The sequence below is a fragment of the Gilvimarinus sp. F26214L genome, assembly GCF_054401055.1.
Map to the genome: position 1 here is coordinate 34,037 of NZ_JBTIYG010000011.1, position 18,702 is coordinate 52,738.

An 18,702-nucleotide genomic window follows, 5' to 3' on the forward strand; every position below is an offset into this window, starting at 1 on the left:
GCTCCCGCGGGTCGGTCGCTGGGTGACGCTTCGCAGGCAGCCGAGACTATCAATAGCCAAGCACCCGCAATACAATTCCTGGCCCCGCTCCCTGGCCCACGGGCAAATGCCACGACAGTTGAAGGCTGATGTTTAAAGAGATTCCGACACAACGTCCCGACACACCACTGCTGGACCGCATCGACAGTCCCGCGGACCTGCGCGCGTTTGACGAAAAGCAACTCCCGGAGCTGGCCCATCAGTTGCGCGAATACCTGCTGTACTGCGTGGGACAGACGGGCGGCCATTTCGGTGCGGGGCTCGGCGTGGTGGAGCTGACCATTGCGCTGCACTACATTTACAACACACCCGATGACCGGCTGGTCTGGGACGTCGGCCATCAGACCTACCCCCACAAGATTCTCACGGGCAGGCGGGAAGCCCTCCTGAGTGTGCGCCAGTTCGGCGGCATCAGCGGCTTCCCCAAGCGGACTGAGAGCGATTACGACACTTTCGGAGTGGGTCATTCCAGTACATCCATCAGTGCCGCACTGGGTATGGCTCTGGCGAGCGATCTGGCGGGAAGCGAGCGAAAGAACGTTGCTGTAATCGGCGACGGCGCCATGACTGCGGGAATGGCCTTCGAAGCGCTGCACCACGCTGCCCACACGGGGAACGATTTGCTGGTGGTTCTCAACGACAACAGCATGTCGATATCCAAAAACGTGGGCGGTCTGGCCACGTATTTTTCCAAGATCTGGGCCAGCCGTTTTTACAACTCCATGCGCGAAGGCAGCAAGCGGGTGCTCGAAAAGATCCCACCCGCGTGGGAATTTGCCCGCCGCACTGAAGAACACATGAAGGGCTTCGTGTCCCCGGGCACCCTGTTCGAGGAAATCGGCTTCAACTACGTCGGCCCCATCGATGGCCACGATCTGCAGAGCCTCGTCAGTTACCTGCGGAATCTGCGCCAGGTGGGCGGGCCCAAGCTGCTGCATATCATTACCCGCAAAGGCAAGGGCTTCGTGCCAGCGGAAGAGGACCCGGTGGGTTACCACGCCCTCAACAAGCTGGAGCCTGCGCCCAAGGTTAAGCCGGCCGAACCACGCAAACCCAAGGCGCCCAAGTACCAGGATGTGTTCGGCCAGTGGCTCTGCGATATGGCAGCGGCGGATCAGCGCCTGGTCGGGATAACCCCCGCCATGTGCGAGGGCTCGGGTATGGTGGAGTTCGCGAGCCGGTATCCCGAACGCTTTCACGATGTGGCCATCGCTGAACAGCACGCAGTCACGCTGGCGGCCGGGCTGGCCTGCGAGGACTACAAACCAGTGGTAGCCATTTATTCCACCTTTCTTCAGCGCGCGTATGACCAGCTGATTCACGACGTGGCGATTCAGAATTTGAACGTGACCTTCGCCATTGACCGGGCCGGCATCGTCGGAGAGGACGGCCCCACGCATTCGGGAAACTATGATCTGTCCTATCTGCGTTGCGTGCCGAACATGATTATCGCGGCCCCAAGCGACGAGAATGAGTGCCGCCATCTCCTGTACAGCGCCTACCTGCACCCCGGCCCGGCCGCGGTACGGTACCCCCGCGGTGCGGGCGTCGGCGTGGAAATAGACACGGACATGCAGGAGCTTGCCATTGGCAAGGCTGTATGTCGCCGGGAAGGCCGGCGGGTGGCAATTCTCAACTTTGGCACCTTGCTCCCGACCGCCCTGCGCGTTGGCGATCAGCTGGATGCCGAGGTCTGGGATATGCGGTTTGTGAAACCACTGGATCATCAGGCAGTGGAAGATTTGGCAAGCCGCTTTGATCTGCTCGTCACGCTCGAAGAGAATACGGTCATGGGCGGCGCCGGTTCGGCGGTTAACGAATATCTGGCCCAGGTCGGGATGGTGGTGCCAATCATGAACCTGGGGCTGCCCGATGGGCTCATCGAGCACGGTACACGCGATCAACTGCAGGAGCTGGTGGGACTGACTCCGGAAAAACTGCTGGCAAGCATCAGGGGTCGCCTGAAAAGCCTCGACTCCGGAAGCACGGCCGCTCTCTGACCGAAGGGGAGACCGTCCCGGGGCCGCCAAGGAAGCAGCCATTCCATGACCATGGACACCCCGAGCCCGGCCGGTCGGCCACCTGGCTTACCGGAGTTTCCCCCCGCCACGACACGGTTCGACGTGGTGGACCTGATCCGCGGGGTGGCGGTCTGCGGCATTCTGGTGATGAATATCGTGGCCTTCGGAATGCCCGCGGCAGCCTACCTGAACCCCCAGGCCTACATGGGCGATCGTCTCTCCAGCCATCTGATCTATGGCTTTACCCACATTTTTGCCGATCAGAAATTCATGGGGCTGTTCTCACTGTTGTTCGGCAGCAGCGTAATGCTGTTCATCCACAAACTGCGCGCACGCGGCGTTCCAAGCCTGCCTTTCTCTTACCTCCGAAACTGGTGGCTGCTGGTGTTCGGGTTCCTCCACGGGTATTTCCTCTGGGAGGGGGACATTCTGCTGTATTACGCCCTCTGCAGCTTCCTCCTCTATCCGCTGTGGAGGCTACCACCCACGCTCCAATGCGCAGCTGGGCTCCTCATCTTCCTGTCCGCGATTGCCCTCGATCTCAGCGGCCAGCGCGCCCTGGACGAAATGGCGGATTTCTCCCTCGCCAACCTGGAGCCCACCTGGGCCCCGAGCGAGCAGGACGTTGCCTTCGAAACCACTGTGCGCCTGAGCGGCTACGCGGAGCAACTGAGTTTTCGCACTGCGTTTCCCGAACACCTGACCGACCCCGCCATGAATCTCGTCTCAAGGGTCTATGTGGCCCAGGGGCTGGCCCGCGCGTTCGGTTTAATGCTGGTTGGAATGGCTTTCTACTCGTGGGGGATCGTCACCGGGCAACGAAGCAAAATCTTTTATCGCCGCGCGGCCATTTGGGGCTTGGGTGTGGGGGTCTTCCTTGCCGGTTTCGGTTTGTGGCGCAACTACGCCCACGATTGGGACATCCGTTATGGACTCTTTGCGGGGCTCGCCTACAATCACCTGGCCACACCGCCGCTGGTGATCGGCTATCTCTGCGGCATGGTGGTCCTGTGGCAAAACGGGGTCAGTGGCCTCGGGCACGGGCTTCGCTCCGTCGGGCGCATGGCGTTCACCAATTACATCGGCCAATCGGTGATTTGCACGGGAATTTTTTACGGTTACGGCCTTGCCCTTTTCGGCCAACTTGACCGGTTGCAGTTGATGGGGGTCGTGGTGGCCATCTGGATTATTCAGATTGGCTTTTCCCTGTTGTGGCTCAGCCATTTTCGCTATGGACCCCTCGAGTGGCTCTGGCGAGGTCTCACTTTCTTTCGGTTGCCGATTTTGCGCCTTCACAACAGGTAGTCCATACAAGCCGAACCAACCTCACCCGCTCCCGTTGCGCAGCGCCCGGAGTTTGCGGCACCAATCACAGCACACAAGCAGGATTTCTTGATGGCTCGAAGCACCCTGACCCGGCGCGGTATTCTTGCCAAGGCATGGCCAATCATCCTTGCTAACGCGGCGGTTCCGACACTGGGTCTCGTGGATACTGCCGTGATCGGCAACTTCGGCAGTGCGGCGCAACTGGGCGCCATCGCCCTCGGCGCCGTGATCTTCAGCTTTGTATATTGGAGTTTCGGCTTCCTGAGAATGGGGACAACCGGTTTTGTCGCTCAGGCAGCCGGAGCAAGGCAGGAGCCGGAAGTCCGAGCCACTCTGGGCCGTGCCCTGCTCGTTGCGCTGGCAATTGGTTCTGTGCTGACAAGCCTGCAGTGGCCGCTGGCAGAAGTCGCTTTTTTGCTCCTAGATGCAAGCGCCGAAGTGGAAAGTGTAGCAGCGGATTATTTCCGGATCAGGATCTGGGGAGCGCCCGCCACACTCGCGACATTCGCAATCGTGGGTACACTGATCGGTCTGGGGAAAAGCAGAACATTGTTATCCGTCCAGTTGATTCTGAATGGCCTCAACATTGTTCTCGATATCTATTTTGCTGGCGTGCTCGGGATGGGCGCGCAAGGGATTGCATTAGGAACAGTCATTGCCGAGTGGATCAGCTGTATCCTGGCGCTCGCAATTCTGTTGGCAATCCTGCGAAGGCGACACCGAGACACCGAGACACCGAAGGATTCTGGGCCTGGCGGCGTGTGGCCGACCCCAGGAAGCTTAAGCGCACCATGACCGCTAACGTCGATATTCTCGTGCGAACCCTCACCCTGGTCTTCGGGTTTGCCTGGTTTGCAAACCAAAGCGCACGATACGGGGACGCTGTACTCGCAAGCAATCACATTCTGCTGCAACTGGTTTCGTTCAGTGCGTTCTTCCTGGACGGATACGCCTTCGTCCTAGAGTCACTGGCAGGGCGATTCCTCGGGGCCAGGAAGCTTTACGAATTCCGCCGCTCCATGTTTCTGTCCAGCCAACTCGCAGTGATAACTGCCCTCTTGCTCGCGACGGGTATCTATTTTTTCGGTCAGTACGCCATCGACACATTGACCGATCTCCCTCAGGTCCGCGGGAATGCTTCCGAGTTTCTGCCCTGGTCGGCGGTTTACGTCTTCCTTTCGGTTGCGGCCTTTCAGCTGGACGGGGTCTTTATCGGGGTCACGCGCACGCGGGACATGCGCAACGCTGCCCTCCTGTCCATCACCATCTTCATGATCGCTTCGTGGGCGCTGGGAAGGTTTGGCAATCACGGGCTCTGGGCAGCGTTTATCGTCTATGTGGTCGCGCGAGCCCTTACTCTCGTTCCGGGTTACTACCGCATTGAGCGGACGCTTCGGCCTGGCGCCCCTGAACGGAAACAGGCGGAAACCAGCCGAGCCTCTCATTGAACGGTGTCCCGCCGGTCTCGGGTGTTGAGCAACCCAATCGTCACCCAACATTCCACGAGAGGGCCGGCACTAGCGATCAACCGGGCTATGGTCTCCCGCGCCGGCCGAAGATGAGGGAGATAACAAACAGTACGATAAAGATCCAGAACAGGACCTGGGCAATCCCGGCCATGGTACCGGCCAACCCCCCAAACCCCAGCACGGCGGCAACCAATGCGATTATGAAAAACACGATTGAATAATACAGCACAAATCCATCCTCCCGTTGGTCGACGTACCGACGTCGACTGTTGGTGAAGCTGTTACAGCATACTCAGCATTCAACTCTCCATTTCCGACTCTCAACTTCCGTGCCATCCGGCCTGATCATTCCCTGTGCGTGCAGGCCCTTTAGAGCGGAAGTTTGCAAAGGGACCGGACTGAGTGTGACGTTTACTGCAGGGACTGTATTGTTTGCAATAGTTCGGCACCTCCGCCCCATGAGGTTGGGCAGGACGCGACCTGTGCCTGGCACGGCTTTCGCAATGGCCGAGCTCCGCTTTGCCTACCCCACATTCCCGAGGGTCCGATTGGCGCGACTGGATCTTATGATGGCAGCGATGGTCAATGCTTACGGAGCAAGGCACGGCCTTACGCACTTTCGATGCTGCGAAACGGATAATAGGATGCTGCGTCAGGTGAAGGCGAAAAGTTGGTGCTGCCGATCGGGTCAAAGCGCAGATTCTCTAGGCGGATCTCGAACTCGCAACCACGTTCCAGAGGGTTTACAGCGGACCGAAGCGAGAACCCAAGTGATCCCTCACGTGGTGCGCCCGCACGGTTGAGTAGAATCAGTTGCGGCGCTTCCGCTCGTGAGCGTCTCCCCATTAAGCAGAGACGGCGCAGGATCCCCGGGGCAGCCAGACTTCATTTTGACGCCTGAGGTATGGCGTCTGAGGTTTTGTAAGTTTTACAAATTGCGCAAGCGGTTATATCTGTAACTCGTTCATTGTGCGGCAATTCCTGTTGGTAACGTGACCGGCAGATTGCTATAGTCGCGGATTAAAGATTTTTCGAGGAGATCTGACGGTGGCATCAATTTTATTGGTTGATGACGACGATAGTTTCGTACACAGCACAAGTGAACTCTTGACGATGCTCGGTCACAAGGTGACCACTGCCGGCAATATTCGTGATGGCCTGGAGGCCATCCGGTCTCAGTCGTTCGATATTGTTTTGCTCGATTTGATGCTTCCCGACGGCAGCGGTTTCGAGGTGCTCGAGGGGTTGCCGAAGAAGAGCGTTCAGCCCCATGTGGCTATCATTACCGGCAACACAGCAGTGAAATCGCTGGTCAAGACTGTCCTTGGTCCCAACATCAGTTATCTGATCAAGCCCATCAATCTGGACGATCTCCGCTCTCTGATTGATCGAGCCACATCGGCGGACAATACGGAAGAATTAGGCAGCCGACACTTCGGTGCGCTGATTGGCGAATCGCCACAGATGCAGGAGCTCTATCAGATGATCGAGCGGGTGGCCGCCACGCGAGCCAATGTTCTGATCCAGGGCGAAAGTGGTGTGGGTAAGGAGTTGGTGGCCCAGGCGATTCATCGCGCCAGTGGCACCTCTGGCCCGTTTATTGCTGCGAACTGCGGTGCCATTTCCCGGGAGCTGATCAGCAGCGAGCTGTTCGGCCACGAGAAGGGTGCGTTCACCGGAGCTGTCAGTCGTCGCGTTGGGTTCTTTGAGCAGGCCAATGGCGGAACTCTGTTTCTGGATGAGGTAACCGAGATGCCCATCGACTTGCAGCCCACCTTGCTGCGAGTGTTGGAAACCCATCAGATCACCCGTCTCGGCTCCACCCAGAAGATTCCCGTTGATTGTCGCATTATATCGGCCACGAACCGGCCGCTGGAGCAACTGGCAGAGGAGGAATGCCTGCGCGAGGATCTCTACTTCCGCCTGGCCGTGTTCCCGATCTCTGTGCCACCGCTGCGCACTCACAAGGAGGATATTCCGTTGCTGGCGCGATCGTTCCTTGCCGACCTGAATGCCCAAAACGACACGAACCTGGAGTTGGACGACGGAGCTATCGAGCGGTTGCAGGCATACGACTGGCCAGGAAACATTCGCGAACTTCGCCATGCGGTGCACCGCGCCTTCATCATGACCTCGCCAAGCAACCGTCACCTCAATCTGCCCGGCGAGCTGGCGTCACCGTTTGCCAAGGAACGTACGGCCCAGCCAGGGCTGCGGGCCGGTAAAACCATCAGTGAGATGGAAAAGGAGTTGATCAAGCTCACCCTGCAACAAGTGGGGGGAGACAAACAGAATGCTGCGAAAATGTTGGGTATCAGCTTAAAGACGCTGTACAACCGACTTAACGCCTATGAAAAGCAAGAGGTTGGCTAAGTCCATTCTATGATTCAATCAAATTCGGATGCCGACTCAGTCGCGAAAACTTTGTCCAAGGTCGCTCACGATCTGCGTAACCCGCTCAACAGCATCTCCATGAACGCGGAGCTGATCAAGTTGAAGCTTCAGCGTGCCGGCGACCCCGAAGATGTGGTGACCTACATCGACCGGATTCTGCAGGAGTGCAAGAACTGCGGCACGGTTCTGGAGTCCTCCACAAAGTCCAAAGAGGATTAGCTACCCGCACAAGCTGCCAGCGCTGATGTGTGTCCCGCATATGAATCGCCGGGCGGGCGTTTTCCCGTGTTTTCTCGAAGAGTACGTGAACGCCCCCCATTCCGCCGCATGGCTGCAGTGACTACGTCGGGCTAGTTCAAAGTGCGATATCAGACTGTCAAAGCTTTCGTTCAGAACACCTCTGGCCAGCAAGCGATTGGTTTTGGGCTGCTGGTGGCTCTGCTGGTTCTTAATGCTTCCGTTTCCTATCTCGCGATCGGCGACCTGGTTCGGAAAGAGAACAACGTCCAGAGGACGCTGAATTTTCTGGTTGCGCTCAAGGATACATTCTCAGCCCTTCAGGATGCCGAAACCGGACAGCGGGGGTATCTGCTGTCCGGCGAAGAAAAGCATCTGGAACCCTATGAAAACGCCCTCGCAAACATGCAGGGCCATCTCACCATTTTAACGACGCTCCGATCGGAGTTGCCCCGCCAGCAAAACAGTATTGAACAACTGATTGATCTGATTGGCCGGAAAACCGGCGAAATGGAACGGGTAGTCGCCCTCAGCAGAAGCGATCTCAACCAGGCGGCGTTCAGTCTGGAGCGATCAGACACAGGGTACGCCCTGATGAGGGAGATCCGGGAGCTTGTCGCGGAAATGGAGCAGCGCGAGTACACTCGCATGAGCCAGCAGCGAAATGCGGCCTCGCAAAGTCGTCAGCAGGTTACATTCACCATCGCTGTGGCGACCTTCACCAGCCTCTTGTTAATTGGCGCTGTCTACATCCTCATCCAACGTGCGATCCGAAAGCAGCAGGAAGACGCAGAGAAGCTGGCGCTCACCAACGAAGAACTGGAAGCCATCGTCAGTGAGCGGACGCTGGAAATTGAGCGCTACTCCGAAGAACTGCGGCGCAGCAACCGTGAGCTACAGGATTTTGCTTTCGTCGCTTCCCATGACCTTCAGGAACCTCTGCGAAAGATTCGTGCTTTTGGTGATCGCCTGAAGGACAAATTTTCCGGTGAACAAATCGGGGCGGACGGTCTGGACTATATCGGTCGCATGCAGGCTGCGGCAGAGCGAATGTCGTTGTTGATCAATGACCTGCTGGAATTTTCCCGCGTCAGTACCCGCCCCGGTGACTTCGAAACCATCTCTCTGCAATCAGCGCTGGACGATGTGCTGGATAACTTGAGTGAATCCGCGGACACCAAGGGCGCTTGTATCGAACGCGGGCCGCTGCCGAATATCGATGCGGATCCCACACAAATGCGACAACTGTTGCAGAATCTTCTTTCCAACTCGCTTAAATTTACCGCTGAAGGAGAGCGACCCCACATTCGGGTGAACGCAGAAACTTTTGTAAACGGAACTGACTCTGACAGCCGACAATGGTGTCGAATTACCGTATCCGACAACGGAATCGGGTTCGACCAACGCTATGCTGAACGCATTTTCACCCCTTTTCAGCGCCTGCACGGACGTGGCGAGTACTCCGGGTCCGGTATCGGTTTGGCGGTTTGCCGGCGGGTGGTCGAGCGGCACGGCGGCTCCATTGCGGTTTCGAGCTCCCCCGGACAGGGAACCCGGTTCACGATCGAGTTGCCGCTACAGCAGCAAGTCGAAATGAAAGCCGCGCCGGAATTGACGCCATGAGTGCCGCGGATCGTCTCACGATAGGTCGCCGTGCGGCCGACCGGCGTTCTCACGAGGCGGACGGCCTATGTTTCTGTCGAGCAACATGATGAATATCAAGCTGCTGCTTATTGAGGACGATGAGGACGATTACGTGCTCACTCGCGATCTGCTCGACGAGATTGCAAAAGGTCAGTACAGCCTGGAGTGGGCGCCCAACGCCGCACTCGCACGGGATGCGCTCCAGCGAAACGAGCACGACGTTTGCCTCCTCGACTATCGCTTAGGTCAGGATGACGGTCTGATTTTGCTGGAGGAGGCCCCCCGGTTGGGGTTTTCAGCGCCGATCATCATGCTCACCGGTCAGGATGATACCGCGCTGGATCTCAATGCACTTCGCGCAGGGGCCGTCGATTACCTGGTGAAATCGCAACTCAATGGCGCCCGGCTGGCGCGCGCCATTCGATACGCCGTAGCCCGCCGTGAGGTTGAAACGGAACGCCTCGAACGGCTTCGCGCCGAAGCGGAAAGTCGCTCGAAAAGTGAGTTCCTTGCGCATTTGAGTCACGAACTGCGAACACCGCTGACTGCCATCCTCGGCTATACCGATATTCTGCTGCACCGCCAGAACGAAGGGAAGGACCAGGCGGACCTTTTGACTATCAAGCGCAATGGCCAGCACTTGCTGAGCCTGCTCAACGATGTTCTCGATCTTTCGAAGATTGCGGCTGGAAAGCTGGAGATTAACAGGCAGCGAGTCGACCTGAACAGTTTCCTGACCGACCTTCGCTCGCTCATGGAGGTTGCAGCCCGGGAGAAGAACCTGTCGCTGCGATTCAGCGCGGACCGTCCACTACCCACTCACATCGAGACGGATCCGATCCGGCTTCGACAGATTCTCATCAATCTGATCGGCAACGGGATCAAGTTCACCGAGCACGGCTCCGTACATATCAAGGTGCTCGCGCCCCATCGCGACCTGTCCCAGATCCGTTTCGAAGTGCGGGACACCGGCGTAGGGATCGATCCCGAATACCTGGGCAAGCTATTCCAGCCCTTTTCCCAGGGCGATGAAGGGCGACTCCTGGCCAACGAAGGGAGCGGCCTCGGTCTGACCATCAGCAAGCAGCTGGCAGCGAGATTGGGCGGCGATATCCAGGTGAGCAGCGAGGCCGGGCAGGGCAGTACTTTTACCCTGTCGGTGGACGCTGGCCCTTTGTCCGATGTGTCCTTCGCGCCGCTCGCCATGTACAGGAAAGCCGGCACCGACCTGAAACCAGAGCAGATTCGCATTTCCGGTCGGGTACTGGTGGTTGACGACCTCCCGGATATCCGCCGCTTGGTTGGGGAAATGATTTTCAACGCGGGCGCAGATGTCACCTGCGCCAGCGACGGGGATGAAGCGGTGGACCACTATCACCACGCTTGCACCCGGGGGGAACCGTTCGATCTGATTATCATGGACATGCAGATGCCGGGGATGGACGGTCTGGCGGCGAGCACTCAGCTTCGCAGGGATGGCTGCCAGTGCCCGATCCTGGCTCTGACCGCCGCTACCATGCAGGGTGAAAAGGAGCGTTGTATCACCGCCGGCTGCGACGACTACCTGAGCAAACCGGTTGAGGAGTCAGCGCTTCTGAGCGCCGCACGCACCTTGCTGGCGGCCCGGGTGCCCCCTGAGGAAGACGAGCCGGAGCCGGGCACCACACGCAAAAATCTGGTGCTGCTGGTGGAGGACAACGCGGACGTGCGTCGCGCCACCCGGGAGATCCTCGATCTTCTGGGGTGGGAAGTGCTGGAAGCTGATTGCGCGGCCCAGGCCCTGAGGGTCGCAGAAGGACAAACACCTTTTCTTGCTCTGGTGGATTTGAGTCTGCCCGACATGAGTGGCTATCAATTGGTCGAAGAACTGCGCCGCGAGGGGCACTCCGCGACCCGTTTCATCACGCTGAGCGGGTATTCGGGCGATGTGGAGCGGGAACAGAAAGCAGGGATTTCCCGCCACCTGACCAAACCGCTTGGCCTTTCCGAACTTGAGCAGGCTCTCAGCGCGATCACCTGAACAGCGGACGCTCCGCATTCTGGGACTACAGCGGCTGGCCAAAACAGCAGGTCGCTCAGGACCCGGTTTGATCGGGGTCTTCCGTCTCGTCGAAAAGGTGGCCCAGTTTTCCCTTTTTGGTTTCGAGGTATTTGATGTTGTGCGGGTTGCGCCCGGTCTGGTGGGGGATGCGCTCCACCACCTGAATCCCCAGCGACTTCAACGCGTCTACTTTTTTGGGATTGTTGGTCATGAGCCGGACCTGCTCGATGTGGAGGTACTCGAGCATATCGCGCAGGATGGAGTAATCTCTCATGTCGGCCCCGAAGCCCAGTTGTTCATTGGCTTCAACTGTATCCGCTCCCTTATCCTGCAGATGGTAGGCCTTGATCTTATTGAGCAGACCGATCCCACGGCCTTCCTGGCGCAGGTAAAAGATGACTCCGCGGCCCTCCACCGAGATGCGGTGCATTGCCGCCTGGAGCTGCGCGCCGCAGTCGCAACGCAGACTGAACAAGGCGTCGCCGGTCAGACATTCCGAGTGAATACGCGCAAGCACTGGCTCCCCGTTGCCCACGTCCCCCATGGTCAATGCGATGTGTTCCTTCTCCGTCGCGGTGTCTTCGAAACCGTACATCTGGAACATGCCCCAGGGGGTCGGCAACTTGGATGATTCAACAAAACGCATAGTCACTGTAACTGCTCATTCTCATCAATAATTCAGTATTGGGCTTCCAGAATCAGAACGCCGGCCTCACGTCGCAGACCCACGCGATTCAGATAGCTGTTTCCCAGGAGTATTTCGCGGGGAAAATCCCCCATGGACACCACGGCTTCCACATTCCTCACCTCGATTGTCCCCACCCGGACGCTGTCGAGCACCACGCGGTAGGCGGAATCCACGCCGCTGGCGGTGCTGACCGATACGCGCTGGCCGGCGCGGTAGTTCAAACCCAGGCGCTGGGCCGTGGGGAGGTTCATGGCAACGGCCGTCGCGCCGGTGTCCACCAGAAAGTCCACGGCCTGGCCGTTGATACGACCAGGGGTAAAATAATGCCCACCCTCACCGGAAGCGATCCTTACCTCGGGTTTGCTCCGCTCCTGATAGCGATTGGAGATACTGCGGGAGATCCCCAGCTTCTCCTGCTTTCCGTCGATCTCGAGCACTGCCTGTTTCATATCCGCCGAGACCAGCAACACGCCTTCAGGGCTGCGCTGCCCGGTGCGGAGCATGCGCCGCTTTCCGTCCACTTCGAGGATCGCGCCGCCCTGAAACAGCCCCTTGACCGTGACCTCCAACGCCCAGCCGGCGGGGGAAATGGCGAGGAGAATGGCGCAGATTAGCAGTGAGTGTCGCACAGTGGTTTACCCCATGCTCAAGTAGGCGATCAGTTGCAGGCACGCAAGAGCATAAACCGCGGCGATGATGTCGTCCAACATGATGCCGAGCCCACCGCGCACACGCCGGTCCACCCAGCCGATTGGCCACGGTTTGAGAATGTCGAAAAAGCGAAACAGGATGAACCCCAGCAGCGGCCACATCCAGCCCGAAGGGGCGAGTACCATGGTGAGCCAATAGCCGACCATCTCGTCCCAGACGATTCCCGGATGGTCATGGACCTGTTGGGCGCGCGCGGCAACTTCGCAAAGCCAGATACCCAACGCGAAGGTGACGACCACAACGGCCAGGTAGACCGGCAGTGACAGGTCGCGCATCAGGAAGTAGAACGGAATGGCTGCAACCGTTCCGAAAGTTCCGGGGGCTTTGGGAGCGAGGCCGCTGCCGAAGCCGAAGGCCAGCCATTGCGCAGGATTGCGCAGCAACTCGCTGAAGCTAGGTGTCGGTAGCTGTGTCAAAGTGTCGGTACCCTGTATTTTTGACGGAGTAAGGCTGGCCTTTGTGGACGCACTTTACGCCGCGTCCTTTGTCGATCATGCCGATGGCCCGCGCAGTCAGTTTGCGGTCGGCGATCAGTTTCTCCACTTTATAGCGCTGCTGCTGGGATACTGTGAAGCAGAGCTGGTAATCGTCACCGCCCGCAAGCGCCCATTCGATGCTTTGCTCAAATCCTGCGAGTTTGGCGAGGGCTTCGGAGAGGGGCAGGCGCTCGACTTGCAGTACGGCGCCCACGCCGCTGGCCTCGCAGATATGCCCCAGATCCTGCAGCAGTCCGTCCGAGACATCGATTGCGGCTGATGCGATTCCAGCCAGTGCCTGGGCTTCCCGCAATCGGGGAAGGGGCCGATAGTAGTGGGCCATGAAATAGTCGAAGGCCGCTTTGCCCACCTGGAATTCGCGCTGGAGAACGGCAAGGGCCGCGGCTCCATCCCCGACGGTGCCCGTCACGTAGATTATGTCTCCCGGGCGCGCGTTGCCGCGGGTCAGTGCTCGTTTTGGTTCGACTGCGCCCATCACCTGGATTGTGATGGTCAGCGGCCCGCGGGTGGTGTCGCCACCGACCAGGGTACACCGGAACTGGTCAGCCGCACCCTGGAGCCCACGGCTGAACCCTTCCAGCCAGTATGGGTCGGCCGAAGGGAGCGTCAGTCCGAGTGTGAACCACAGGGGCTCGGCGCCCATGGCGGCCAGGTCACTGAGGTTCACGCGCAGAGCCCGCTGGGCGATCAGTTCCGGATCGCCATTCCCGGGGAAGTGTCGGTCGGCCACCAGGGTGTCCATGCTGGTGGCCAGTGCCTTTCCCTCCGGTATCTGCAGGAGGGCGCAATCGTCGCCGATGCCCAGCAGGACACCGTATCCACCAAGCTGGCGATGAAAGTATTTTTCAATCAGTTCGAATTCATCGAGGGCCATTATCGTCCTTTGATTTCGAGCGGGCGGTGCTTGACCGCCGCTTTGTCCATTACTCCATTGATGAACTTGTGGCTATCGGCCGCGCCGAATTTTTTGGCGAGGCCAACGGCTTCATTGATGACGACCCGGTAGGGGACGTCGATGCGACTGACGAGTTCGTAGCTGGCAATGCGCAGAAGAGCCAGGGTGATGGGGTCGAGCTCTTCGAGACTGCGGTCCTGAAGGAGTGGCGCAAAGCTCTGGTCGAGGTCGTCGGTCCGGTTTGGAATTGTGGTTAACAGCTCTTCAAAATAGTCCACGTCCACATGGGTCATGTCGTATTCTTCGCGGAACTGCCGGGCGATTTTTCCGGGGTCCAGTTTGCTCATCTGCCATTGGTAGAGGCCCTGCATTGCGTAGTGACGAGCTTTGTGGCGCGCGGCCGGGGTGGAGGCTGTCATTGTTGCTTCTCTGAGACTTCAGGGTTACCCGCAATGCGGGATGTTTAGATTTGTTTGAGCAGGGAGACCATTTCGAGGGCGGTGGCGGCGGCTTCGGCGCCTTTGTTGCCCGCTTTGGTTCCTGCGCGTTCGATGGCCTGTTCGATGCTGTCGACGGTGAGGACGCCGAAGGCGACGGGTACTCCGCTGTTCATGGAGGCTTGGGCGAGGCCTTTGCTGCATTCGCCGGCGACGTAGTCGAAGTGGGGTGTTCCGCCACGGATGACGGCACCGAGTGCGATGATGGCGTCGTAGTTGCCGGAGTTGGCGAGTTTCTGGGCCACGAGGGGCATTTCGTAGGCGCCGGGTACGTAGCAGAGGGTCACGCTGTCTTCATTCACGCCGTGCCGTCGCAGTGTGTCGAGCGCGCCTTCTTTCAGGTGGTCCACCACGAAGGAGTTCCATCGTGTGACCAGCACTGCGTAACGTCCTTGCCCGGAAACCATGTCTCCTTCGATTACTTTGCCCATGTTGTTCTCACCTTTGCATTTTGTTGGTCGTTATCGTGCGCGTTTTGCGCGTCTGAAATTGAATGCTGCATATCCCGTTTGCGGGTGCTGCTTATCTTGTTTGTTGGCGCTAATTGGCTTGTTTGCTGGTGCCAGTTAGCCCTTTTGTTGGTGCCACTTAGCCCGTTTGCTGGTGCCGCTTAGCCCGTTTGCTGACGGGGTGAGCTGTTTCAAAAACGCATGAATACTTCCCTGTAGCTCCCGCGCCGCGTCCTGCGGCGAGGGTTTTGAAACAGCTCACCCCGCCAGCAAACTCCCTTCCGAGTATCCGGGGAGATGGTTTTCCTGATAAACGTTTACCTCAGGTCTCGCACGGGATCTGTTCGACTACCTCCAGATCGAAGCCGGAAATCGCTGTAAACCGCAGGGGCGCGGACATGAGGCGCATTTTCTTCACCCCCAGGTCCTGGAGTATCTGGGCGCCGGTGCCGATTTGCCGGTATACCATGTCCTGACTCGGGCGCGCCTGTTTGCCGGAGAGCATCCAGTCAACGCTCTCTTCGATGGTGGAGGCCGGATCGCTGTGGCAGATGAGTACGACGACCCCGGCTCCCTGTTCGGAGACGTAGCGCAGGGAGTCATGGAAGCTCCAGGAGCGGTAGTCGTTGTCGTCGGCGCGGCGGATGGTGAAGATGTCCCTTGCTGCGTCCAGCACGTGCACCCGCACCAGCGTCGGGTCGTCGGGCTGAATCGAGCCTTTGATCAGTGCGAAGTGAATTTCCTGGCGGGGGATGTCCCGGTAGGTGAGCAGCCGGAAGTCACCGAAGTCGGTGTTGATTTCCCGCTCGTTGATGCACTCGACGGTCTTTTCCTTCACCGAGCGGTAGTGGATCAGGTCCGCTATGGTGCCGATTTTCAGGTTGTGCTTTTCGGCGAATTTCTCGAGGTCCGGGCGGCGGGCCATGGTGCCGTCTTCATTCATGATTTCGACGATGACCGCGGCTGGCTCGTAACCCGCAAGACGAGCCAGGTCGCAGCCGGCTTCCGTGTGGCCGGCGCGGCTGAGTACTCCGCCGGCCTGGGCGACGATCGGGAAGACGTGGCCGGGCTGGACGATGTCCTTGGGTCGGGCGTCCCGTGCGATTGCGGTGCGCACGGTGCGCGCTCGGTCGGCGGCGGAGATGCCGGTGGTCACCCCTTCGGCCGCTTCGATGGAGACGGTGAAGTTGGTGGAGTGGCGGGCGCCGTTGTCCAGGACCATGAGCGGCAGGTCGAGTTGTTTGCAGCGGTCTTCCGTCAAGGTGAGGCAGACGAGGCCCCGCGCATGGGTGGCCATGAAGTTGATGTCGTCGGGGCGCACCTGTTCGGCGGCCATGATGAGGTCGCCTTCGTTCTCGCGATCCTCGTCGTCCATCAGGATGACCATTTTGCCCTGACGGATGTCGTCGATGATTTCTTCGATTGTGTTGAGTGCCATAGCTGATATTACCGGGCTGTCGTGCGAGCGTGATTTTGGGGCCTAGCAGGGCGCGAGGGGTGCTCAGTTCCCCCGCGCGGGATCGGCAAATCCGTGCCGGGCGAGAAAATCCAGGCTGATGGATTCTCCGCCCTCGCTCCCGGCATCGCGCGCCAGGAGCAGTCGTTCCAGATATCGGGCCAGCAGGTCCACTTCCAGGTTCACTCTGTGGCCGGGCTGGTACTGCCCAATGACGGTGTGCTCCAGAGTGTGGGGCACAATGTTGAGCTCGAATTCCGCGCCTTGCACTTTGTTGACCGTGAGGCTGGTGCCGTCGACGGTAATCGAGCCTTTCTGGGCAATGTAGCGGGCCAGGTGCCCGGGTGCGGCGACGACGAAGCGCTCGGAGCGTGCGTCGGTGCTGCGTTGCCGTATGGTGCCGACCCCATCCACGTGGCCGCTGACGATGTGGCCGCCCAGACGCGCGTTGGCGGTGAGGGCTTTTTCCAGGTTGATCCGGTCTCCCACTGTCCAGTCCGCGATGGTGGTGTGTTCCAGGGATTCCTGGGACACGTCGGCCCAGAATCCGTCGCCGGGCAGTTGAGTCGCGGTGAGGCATACACCGTTGCAGGCGATGGAGTCTCCTAGGTGCACATCGGACAGATCCAGCGTACCGGTTTTGATGTGGAGCCGCAGGTCGCCTTTACAAGGCTCAACGGCCGCGATCTGGCCGATGGCTTCGATGATGCCGGTGAACATTCAGGCCTCCGGGTCGATGGTGGCGGTGATGCGCCAGTCCTGTCCGATGGGGCGGACGTCGGCGATTTTCAGGCCCAGTTGTGCGGCCATGGTTTCCAGGGGCATGTTGAACAGGGGCCGCGCGCTGCTTCCCAGCAGCTTGGGGGCCATGTAGATGATGATTTCATCCACCAGACCCTGGGTAATGAACTCTCCGGCAAGGGTCGCGCCGGTTTCCACCAGCACCTCGTTGCACTGCTGGTCGGCCAGCACCTTCAACAGTTGGCGCAGGTCGATCCGGCCCTTGCCATCGTTCATGTTGATGCGGTCGATGGTGGCCGCCGGGCTTGCCGGCAGGGTACTTTCCCCTTCCGCGTTTACCAGCAGGACCCGGCCGGGGGCATTGAGTGTGCGCGCCGAAGCGGGCAGGCGCCCATTTGAATCCAGAATCACCCGCAGAGGCTGAAGCCCGGCAATGGCCGCGGCATTGGGCAGGCCCAGCTCTGCGGCTCGCACGTTCAATGTGGGGTCGTCCCGCAGCACGGTTTCGATGCCGCTGATCACGGCCGAGCTGCGTGCCCGCAGTCGCTGCACGTCGCCGCGGGCCGCTGGGCCGGTAATCCATTTGCTCTCCCCGCTGGCCATGGCGGTACGGCCATCGAGACTCATGGCCATTTTTACCCGCACGAAGGGAAGCCCTTCGGCCATGCGCTTGTTGAACCCCGGGTTGATCTGCCGGGCTTCCTGTTCGAGGACGGGGCCGATAACTTCGATGCCCGCGTCGCGCAGTTGTTGGAGTCCATCGCCCGACACTTTCGGGTTGGGGTCCTCCATCCCATACACCACAGTCCGCAGCCCCGCACTGATGAGTGCCTGAGTGCAGGGGCCGGTTTTGCCATGGAAGGAGCAGGGCTCCAGAGAGACGTAGGCCCGGGCGCCCGCTGTGCTGTGGCCGCGTTCGCGGGCGTCCTCCAGGGCCTTGATTTCAGCGTGGGCCTGGCCGGCGCGCTGGTGCCAACCCTGCCCGATCACCTGACCATCCCGCACCAGCACACAGCCCACCATGGGATTGGGCTGGGTGGTGTAAAGACCGCGTCGGGCGAGGCCGATGGCGGCCGCCATATGGCGAAGATCGTCTGGGTTGGACATAGGCGCCTGGAGGTTAATCTGCCTGCCGGGACAGGCTGTCGATTTCACGGCGGAATTCTTCGACGTCCTGAAAACTCCGATAGACCGAGGCGAATCGCACATAGGCCACCTGATCCAGCTGACGCAATTCTTCCATCACCTTCTCGCCGATGGTTCGCGACGGCAGTTCCCGCTCGCCAGTGGCCTGCAGGTTGTGTTTGATGCGGCTGATGGCGGATTCGATGCTTTCGATGCTTACCGGGCGCTTCTCCAGGGCCCGCTGCAGACCGGCCCGCAGTTTGGCATCGTCGAAGGGCTCGCGAGTGCCGTCGGTCTTGATGACCCGGGGCATGAGCAGTTCGGCCACCTCGTAGGTGGTGAAGCGCTCGTGGCAGGACAGGCACTCCCGACGCCGGCGGACCTGATCGCCGTCGGAAACCAGGCGGGAATCGATGACCTTGGTGTCGTCTGCGCCACAGAAGGGACAATGCATGGGGTTTTCCAGAAGTGA

General features: G+C 59.5%; 19 protein-coding genes. 8 read left to right on the plus strand and 11 right to left on the minus strand.

Annotated elements, in window-relative coordinates:
- Nucleotides 1-128: 128 nt before the first annotated feature.
- The 4 genes from dxs (at nucleotide 129) to ACURWW_RS12850 (ending at nucleotide 4,834) form a co-directional block, all read left to right on the plus strand.
- Nucleotides 129-2,039 (plus strand): 1-deoxy-D-xylulose-5-phosphate synthase, encoded by a 1,911-nt coding sequence (gene dxs / locus ACURWW_RS12835; RefSeq protein WP_445617523.1) that lies wholly within the window; start codon nucleotides 129-131, stop codon nucleotides 2,037-2,039.
- Nucleotides 2,040-2,084: 45 nt separating this feature from the next.
- A complete protein-coding gene (locus tag ACURWW_RS12840; protein WP_445617522.1) occupies nucleotides 2,085-3,365 on the plus strand; it encodes a DUF418 domain-containing protein in 1,281 nt (426 codons plus the stop codon).
- Nucleotides 3,366-3,455: 90 nt separating this feature from the next.
- A complete protein-coding gene (locus ACURWW_RS12845; RefSeq protein WP_445617521.1) occupies nucleotides 3,456-4,181 on the plus strand; it encodes an MATE family efflux transporter in 726 nt (241 codons plus the stop codon).
- Nucleotides 4,178-4,834: an MATE family efflux transporter gene (locus ACURWW_RS12850; RefSeq protein ID WP_445617520.1), complete on the plus strand. Its 657-nt coding sequence runs from the start codon at nucleotides 4,178-4,180 to the stop codon at nucleotides 4,832-4,834. The genes ACURWW_RS12845 and ACURWW_RS12850 overlap by 4 nt, the downstream gene beginning before the upstream one ends.
- A gap of 85 nt (nucleotides 4,835-4,919) precedes the next feature.
- Here the strand turns inward: ACURWW_RS12850 and ACURWW_RS12855 are convergent, their stop codons facing one another.
- Nucleotides 4,920-5,084 (minus strand): DUF1328 domain-containing protein, encoded by a 165-nt coding sequence (locus tag ACURWW_RS12855; RefSeq protein ID WP_445617519.1) that lies wholly within the window; start codon nucleotides 5,082-5,084, stop codon nucleotides 4,920-4,922.
- 818 nt (nucleotides 5,085-5,902) lie between these two features.
- On the opposite strand from ACURWW_RS12855, the gene ACURWW_RS12860 reads away from it, so the two are divergent.
- From ACURWW_RS12860 to ACURWW_RS12875, 4 genes are all read left to right on the plus strand, one after another.
- Nucleotides 5,903-7,228 carry a sigma-54-dependent transcriptional regulator gene (locus ACURWW_RS12860; RefSeq protein WP_445617518.1) on the plus strand — a complete coding sequence of 442 codons (1,326 nt, stop codon included), beginning with the start codon at nucleotides 5,903-5,905 and terminating at the stop codon, nucleotides 7,226-7,228.
- A 9-nt stretch (nucleotides 7,229-7,237) separates the two neighbouring features.
- Nucleotides 7,238-7,468 (plus strand): histidine kinase dimerization/phospho-acceptor domain-containing protein, encoded by a 231-nt coding sequence (locus tag ACURWW_RS12865; RefSeq protein WP_445617517.1) that lies wholly within the window; start codon nucleotides 7,238-7,240, stop codon nucleotides 7,466-7,468.
- Between the two features lie 141 nt (nucleotides 7,469-7,609).
- Nucleotides 7,610-9,109 carry a sensor histidine kinase gene (locus tag ACURWW_RS12870; protein ID WP_445617516.1) on the plus strand — a complete coding sequence of 500 codons (1,500 nt, stop codon included), beginning with the start codon at nucleotides 7,610-7,612 and terminating at the stop codon, nucleotides 9,107-9,109.
- 67 nt (nucleotides 9,110-9,176) lie between these two features.
- Nucleotides 9,177-11,150, plus strand: a complete 1,974-nt coding sequence (locus ACURWW_RS12875) for a response regulator (protein ID WP_445617515.1) — start codon at nucleotides 9,177-9,179, stop codon at nucleotides 11,148-11,150.
- A gap of 55 nt (nucleotides 11,151-11,205) precedes the next feature.
- Here the strand turns inward: ACURWW_RS12875 and ribA are convergent, their stop codons facing one another.
- The 10 genes from ribA to nrdR form a co-directional block, all read right to left on the minus strand.
- On the minus strand, nucleotides 11,206-11,823 hold the full coding sequence (gene ribA, locus ACURWW_RS12880) for a GTP cyclohydrolase II (protein WP_445617514.1): 618 nt from the start codon (nucleotides 11,821-11,823) through the stop codon (nucleotides 11,206-11,208).
- A 26-nt stretch (nucleotides 11,824-11,849) separates the two neighbouring features.
- The gene (locus tag ACURWW_RS12885; RefSeq protein WP_445617513.1) at nucleotides 11,850-12,488 is read right to left on the minus strand and encodes a retropepsin-like aspartic protease family protein; all 639 of its coding nucleotides are present in this window, start codon (nucleotides 12,486-12,488) and stop codon (nucleotides 11,850-11,852) included.
- A gap of 6 nt (nucleotides 12,489-12,494) precedes the next feature.
- Nucleotides 12,495-12,986, minus strand: coding sequence for a phosphatidylglycerophosphatase A family protein (locus ACURWW_RS12890; RefSeq protein WP_445617512.1), 492 nt, complete (start codon nucleotides 12,984-12,986; stop codon nucleotides 12,495-12,497).
- Entirely contained in the window at nucleotides 12,964-13,941 is a 978-nt protein-coding gene (gene thiL / locus ACURWW_RS12895; protein ID WP_445617511.1) for a thiamine-phosphate kinase, read from the minus strand. The genes ACURWW_RS12890 and thiL overlap by 23 nt, the downstream gene beginning before the upstream one ends.
- Nucleotides 13,941-14,381, minus strand: a complete 441-nt coding sequence (gene nusB, locus ACURWW_RS12900) for a transcription antitermination factor NusB (RefSeq protein ID WP_445617510.1) — start codon at nucleotides 14,379-14,381, stop codon at nucleotides 13,941-13,943. The genes thiL and nusB overlap by 1 nt, the downstream gene beginning before the upstream one ends.
- Before the next feature lie 44 nt (nucleotides 14,382-14,425).
- Nucleotides 14,426-14,890 carry a 6,7-dimethyl-8-ribityllumazine synthase gene (gene ribH, locus ACURWW_RS12905; RefSeq protein ID WP_445617509.1) on the minus strand — a complete coding sequence of 155 codons (465 nt, stop codon included), beginning with the start codon at nucleotides 14,888-14,890 and terminating at the stop codon, nucleotides 14,426-14,428.
- Nucleotides 14,891-15,230: 340 nt separating this feature from the next.
- Nucleotides 15,231-16,346 carry a bifunctional 3,4-dihydroxy-2-butanone-4-phosphate synthase/GTP cyclohydrolase II gene (gene ribBA, locus ACURWW_RS12910; RefSeq protein ID WP_445617508.1) on the minus strand — a complete coding sequence of 372 codons (1,116 nt, stop codon included), beginning with the start codon at nucleotides 16,344-16,346 and terminating at the stop codon, nucleotides 15,231-15,233.
- 63 nt (nucleotides 16,347-16,409) lie between these two features.
- Complete coding sequence (locus ACURWW_RS12915; RefSeq protein ID WP_445617507.1) at nucleotides 16,410-17,084, minus strand: riboflavin synthase; 675 nt, start codon at nucleotides 17,082-17,084, stop codon at nucleotides 16,410-16,412.
- On the minus strand, nucleotides 17,085-18,212 hold the full coding sequence (gene ribD / locus ACURWW_RS12920) for a bifunctional diaminohydroxyphosphoribosylaminopyrimidine deaminase/5-amino-6-(5-phosphoribosylamino)uracil reductase RibD (RefSeq protein ID WP_445617506.1): 1,128 nt from the start codon (nucleotides 18,210-18,212) through the stop codon (nucleotides 17,085-17,087). It abuts the gene before it with no gap.
- Nucleotides 18,213-18,225: 13 nt separating this feature from the next.
- Entirely contained in the window at nucleotides 18,226-18,684 is a 459-nt protein-coding gene (gene nrdR / locus ACURWW_RS12925) for a transcriptional regulator NrdR (protein WP_445617505.1), read from the minus strand.
- Nucleotides 18,685-18,702 lie beyond the last annotated feature (18 nt).

Bases quoted from the DNA above. Each gene is read 5' to 3' on its own strand.
- dxs (WP_445617523.1), top strand. From the start codon at position 129: ATGTTTAAAGAGATTCCGACACAACGTCCCGACACACCACTGCTGGAC.
- ACURWW_RS12840 (WP_445617522.1), top strand. From the start codon at position 2,085: ATGACCATGGACACCCCGAGCCCGGCCGGTCGGCCACCTGGCTTACCG.
- ACURWW_RS12845 (WP_445617521.1), top strand. From the start codon at position 3,456: ATGGCTCGAAGCACCCTGACCCGGCGCGGTATTCTTGCCAAGGCATGG.
- ACURWW_RS12850 (WP_445617520.1), top strand. From the start codon at position 4,178: ATGACCGCTAACGTCGATATTCTCGTGCGAACCCTCACCCTGGTCTTC.
- ACURWW_RS12865 (WP_445617517.1), top strand. From the start codon at position 7,238: ATGATTCAATCAAATTCGGATGCCGACTCAGTCGCGAAAACTTTGTCC.
- ACURWW_RS12875 (WP_445617515.1), top strand. From the start codon at position 9,177: ATGTTTCTGTCGAGCAACATGATGAATATCAAGCTGCTGCTTATTGAG.
- thiL (WP_445617511.1), bottom strand. From the start codon at position 13,941: ATGGCCCTCGATGAATTCGAACTGATTGAAAAATACTTTCATCGCCAG.
- nusB (WP_445617510.1), bottom strand. From the start codon at position 14,381: ATGACAGCCTCCACCCCGGCCGCGCGCCACAAAGCTCGTCACTACGCA.
- ribH (WP_445617509.1), bottom strand. From the start codon at position 14,890: ATGGGCAAAGTAATCGAAGGAGACATGGTTTCCGGGCAAGGACGTTAC.
- ribBA (WP_445617508.1), bottom strand. From the start codon at position 16,346: ATGGCACTCAACACAATCGAAGAAATCATCGACGACATCCGTCAGGGC.
- ACURWW_RS12915 (WP_445617507.1), bottom strand. From the start codon at position 17,084: ATGTTCACCGGCATCATCGAAGCCATCGGCCAGATCGCGGCCGTTGAG.
- ribD (WP_445617506.1), bottom strand. From the start codon at position 18,212: ATGTCCAACCCAGACGATCTTCGCCATATGGCGGCCGCCATCGGCCTC.
- nrdR (WP_445617505.1), bottom strand. From the start codon at position 18,684: ATGCATTGTCCCTTCTGTGGCGCAGACGACACCAAGGTCATCGATTCC.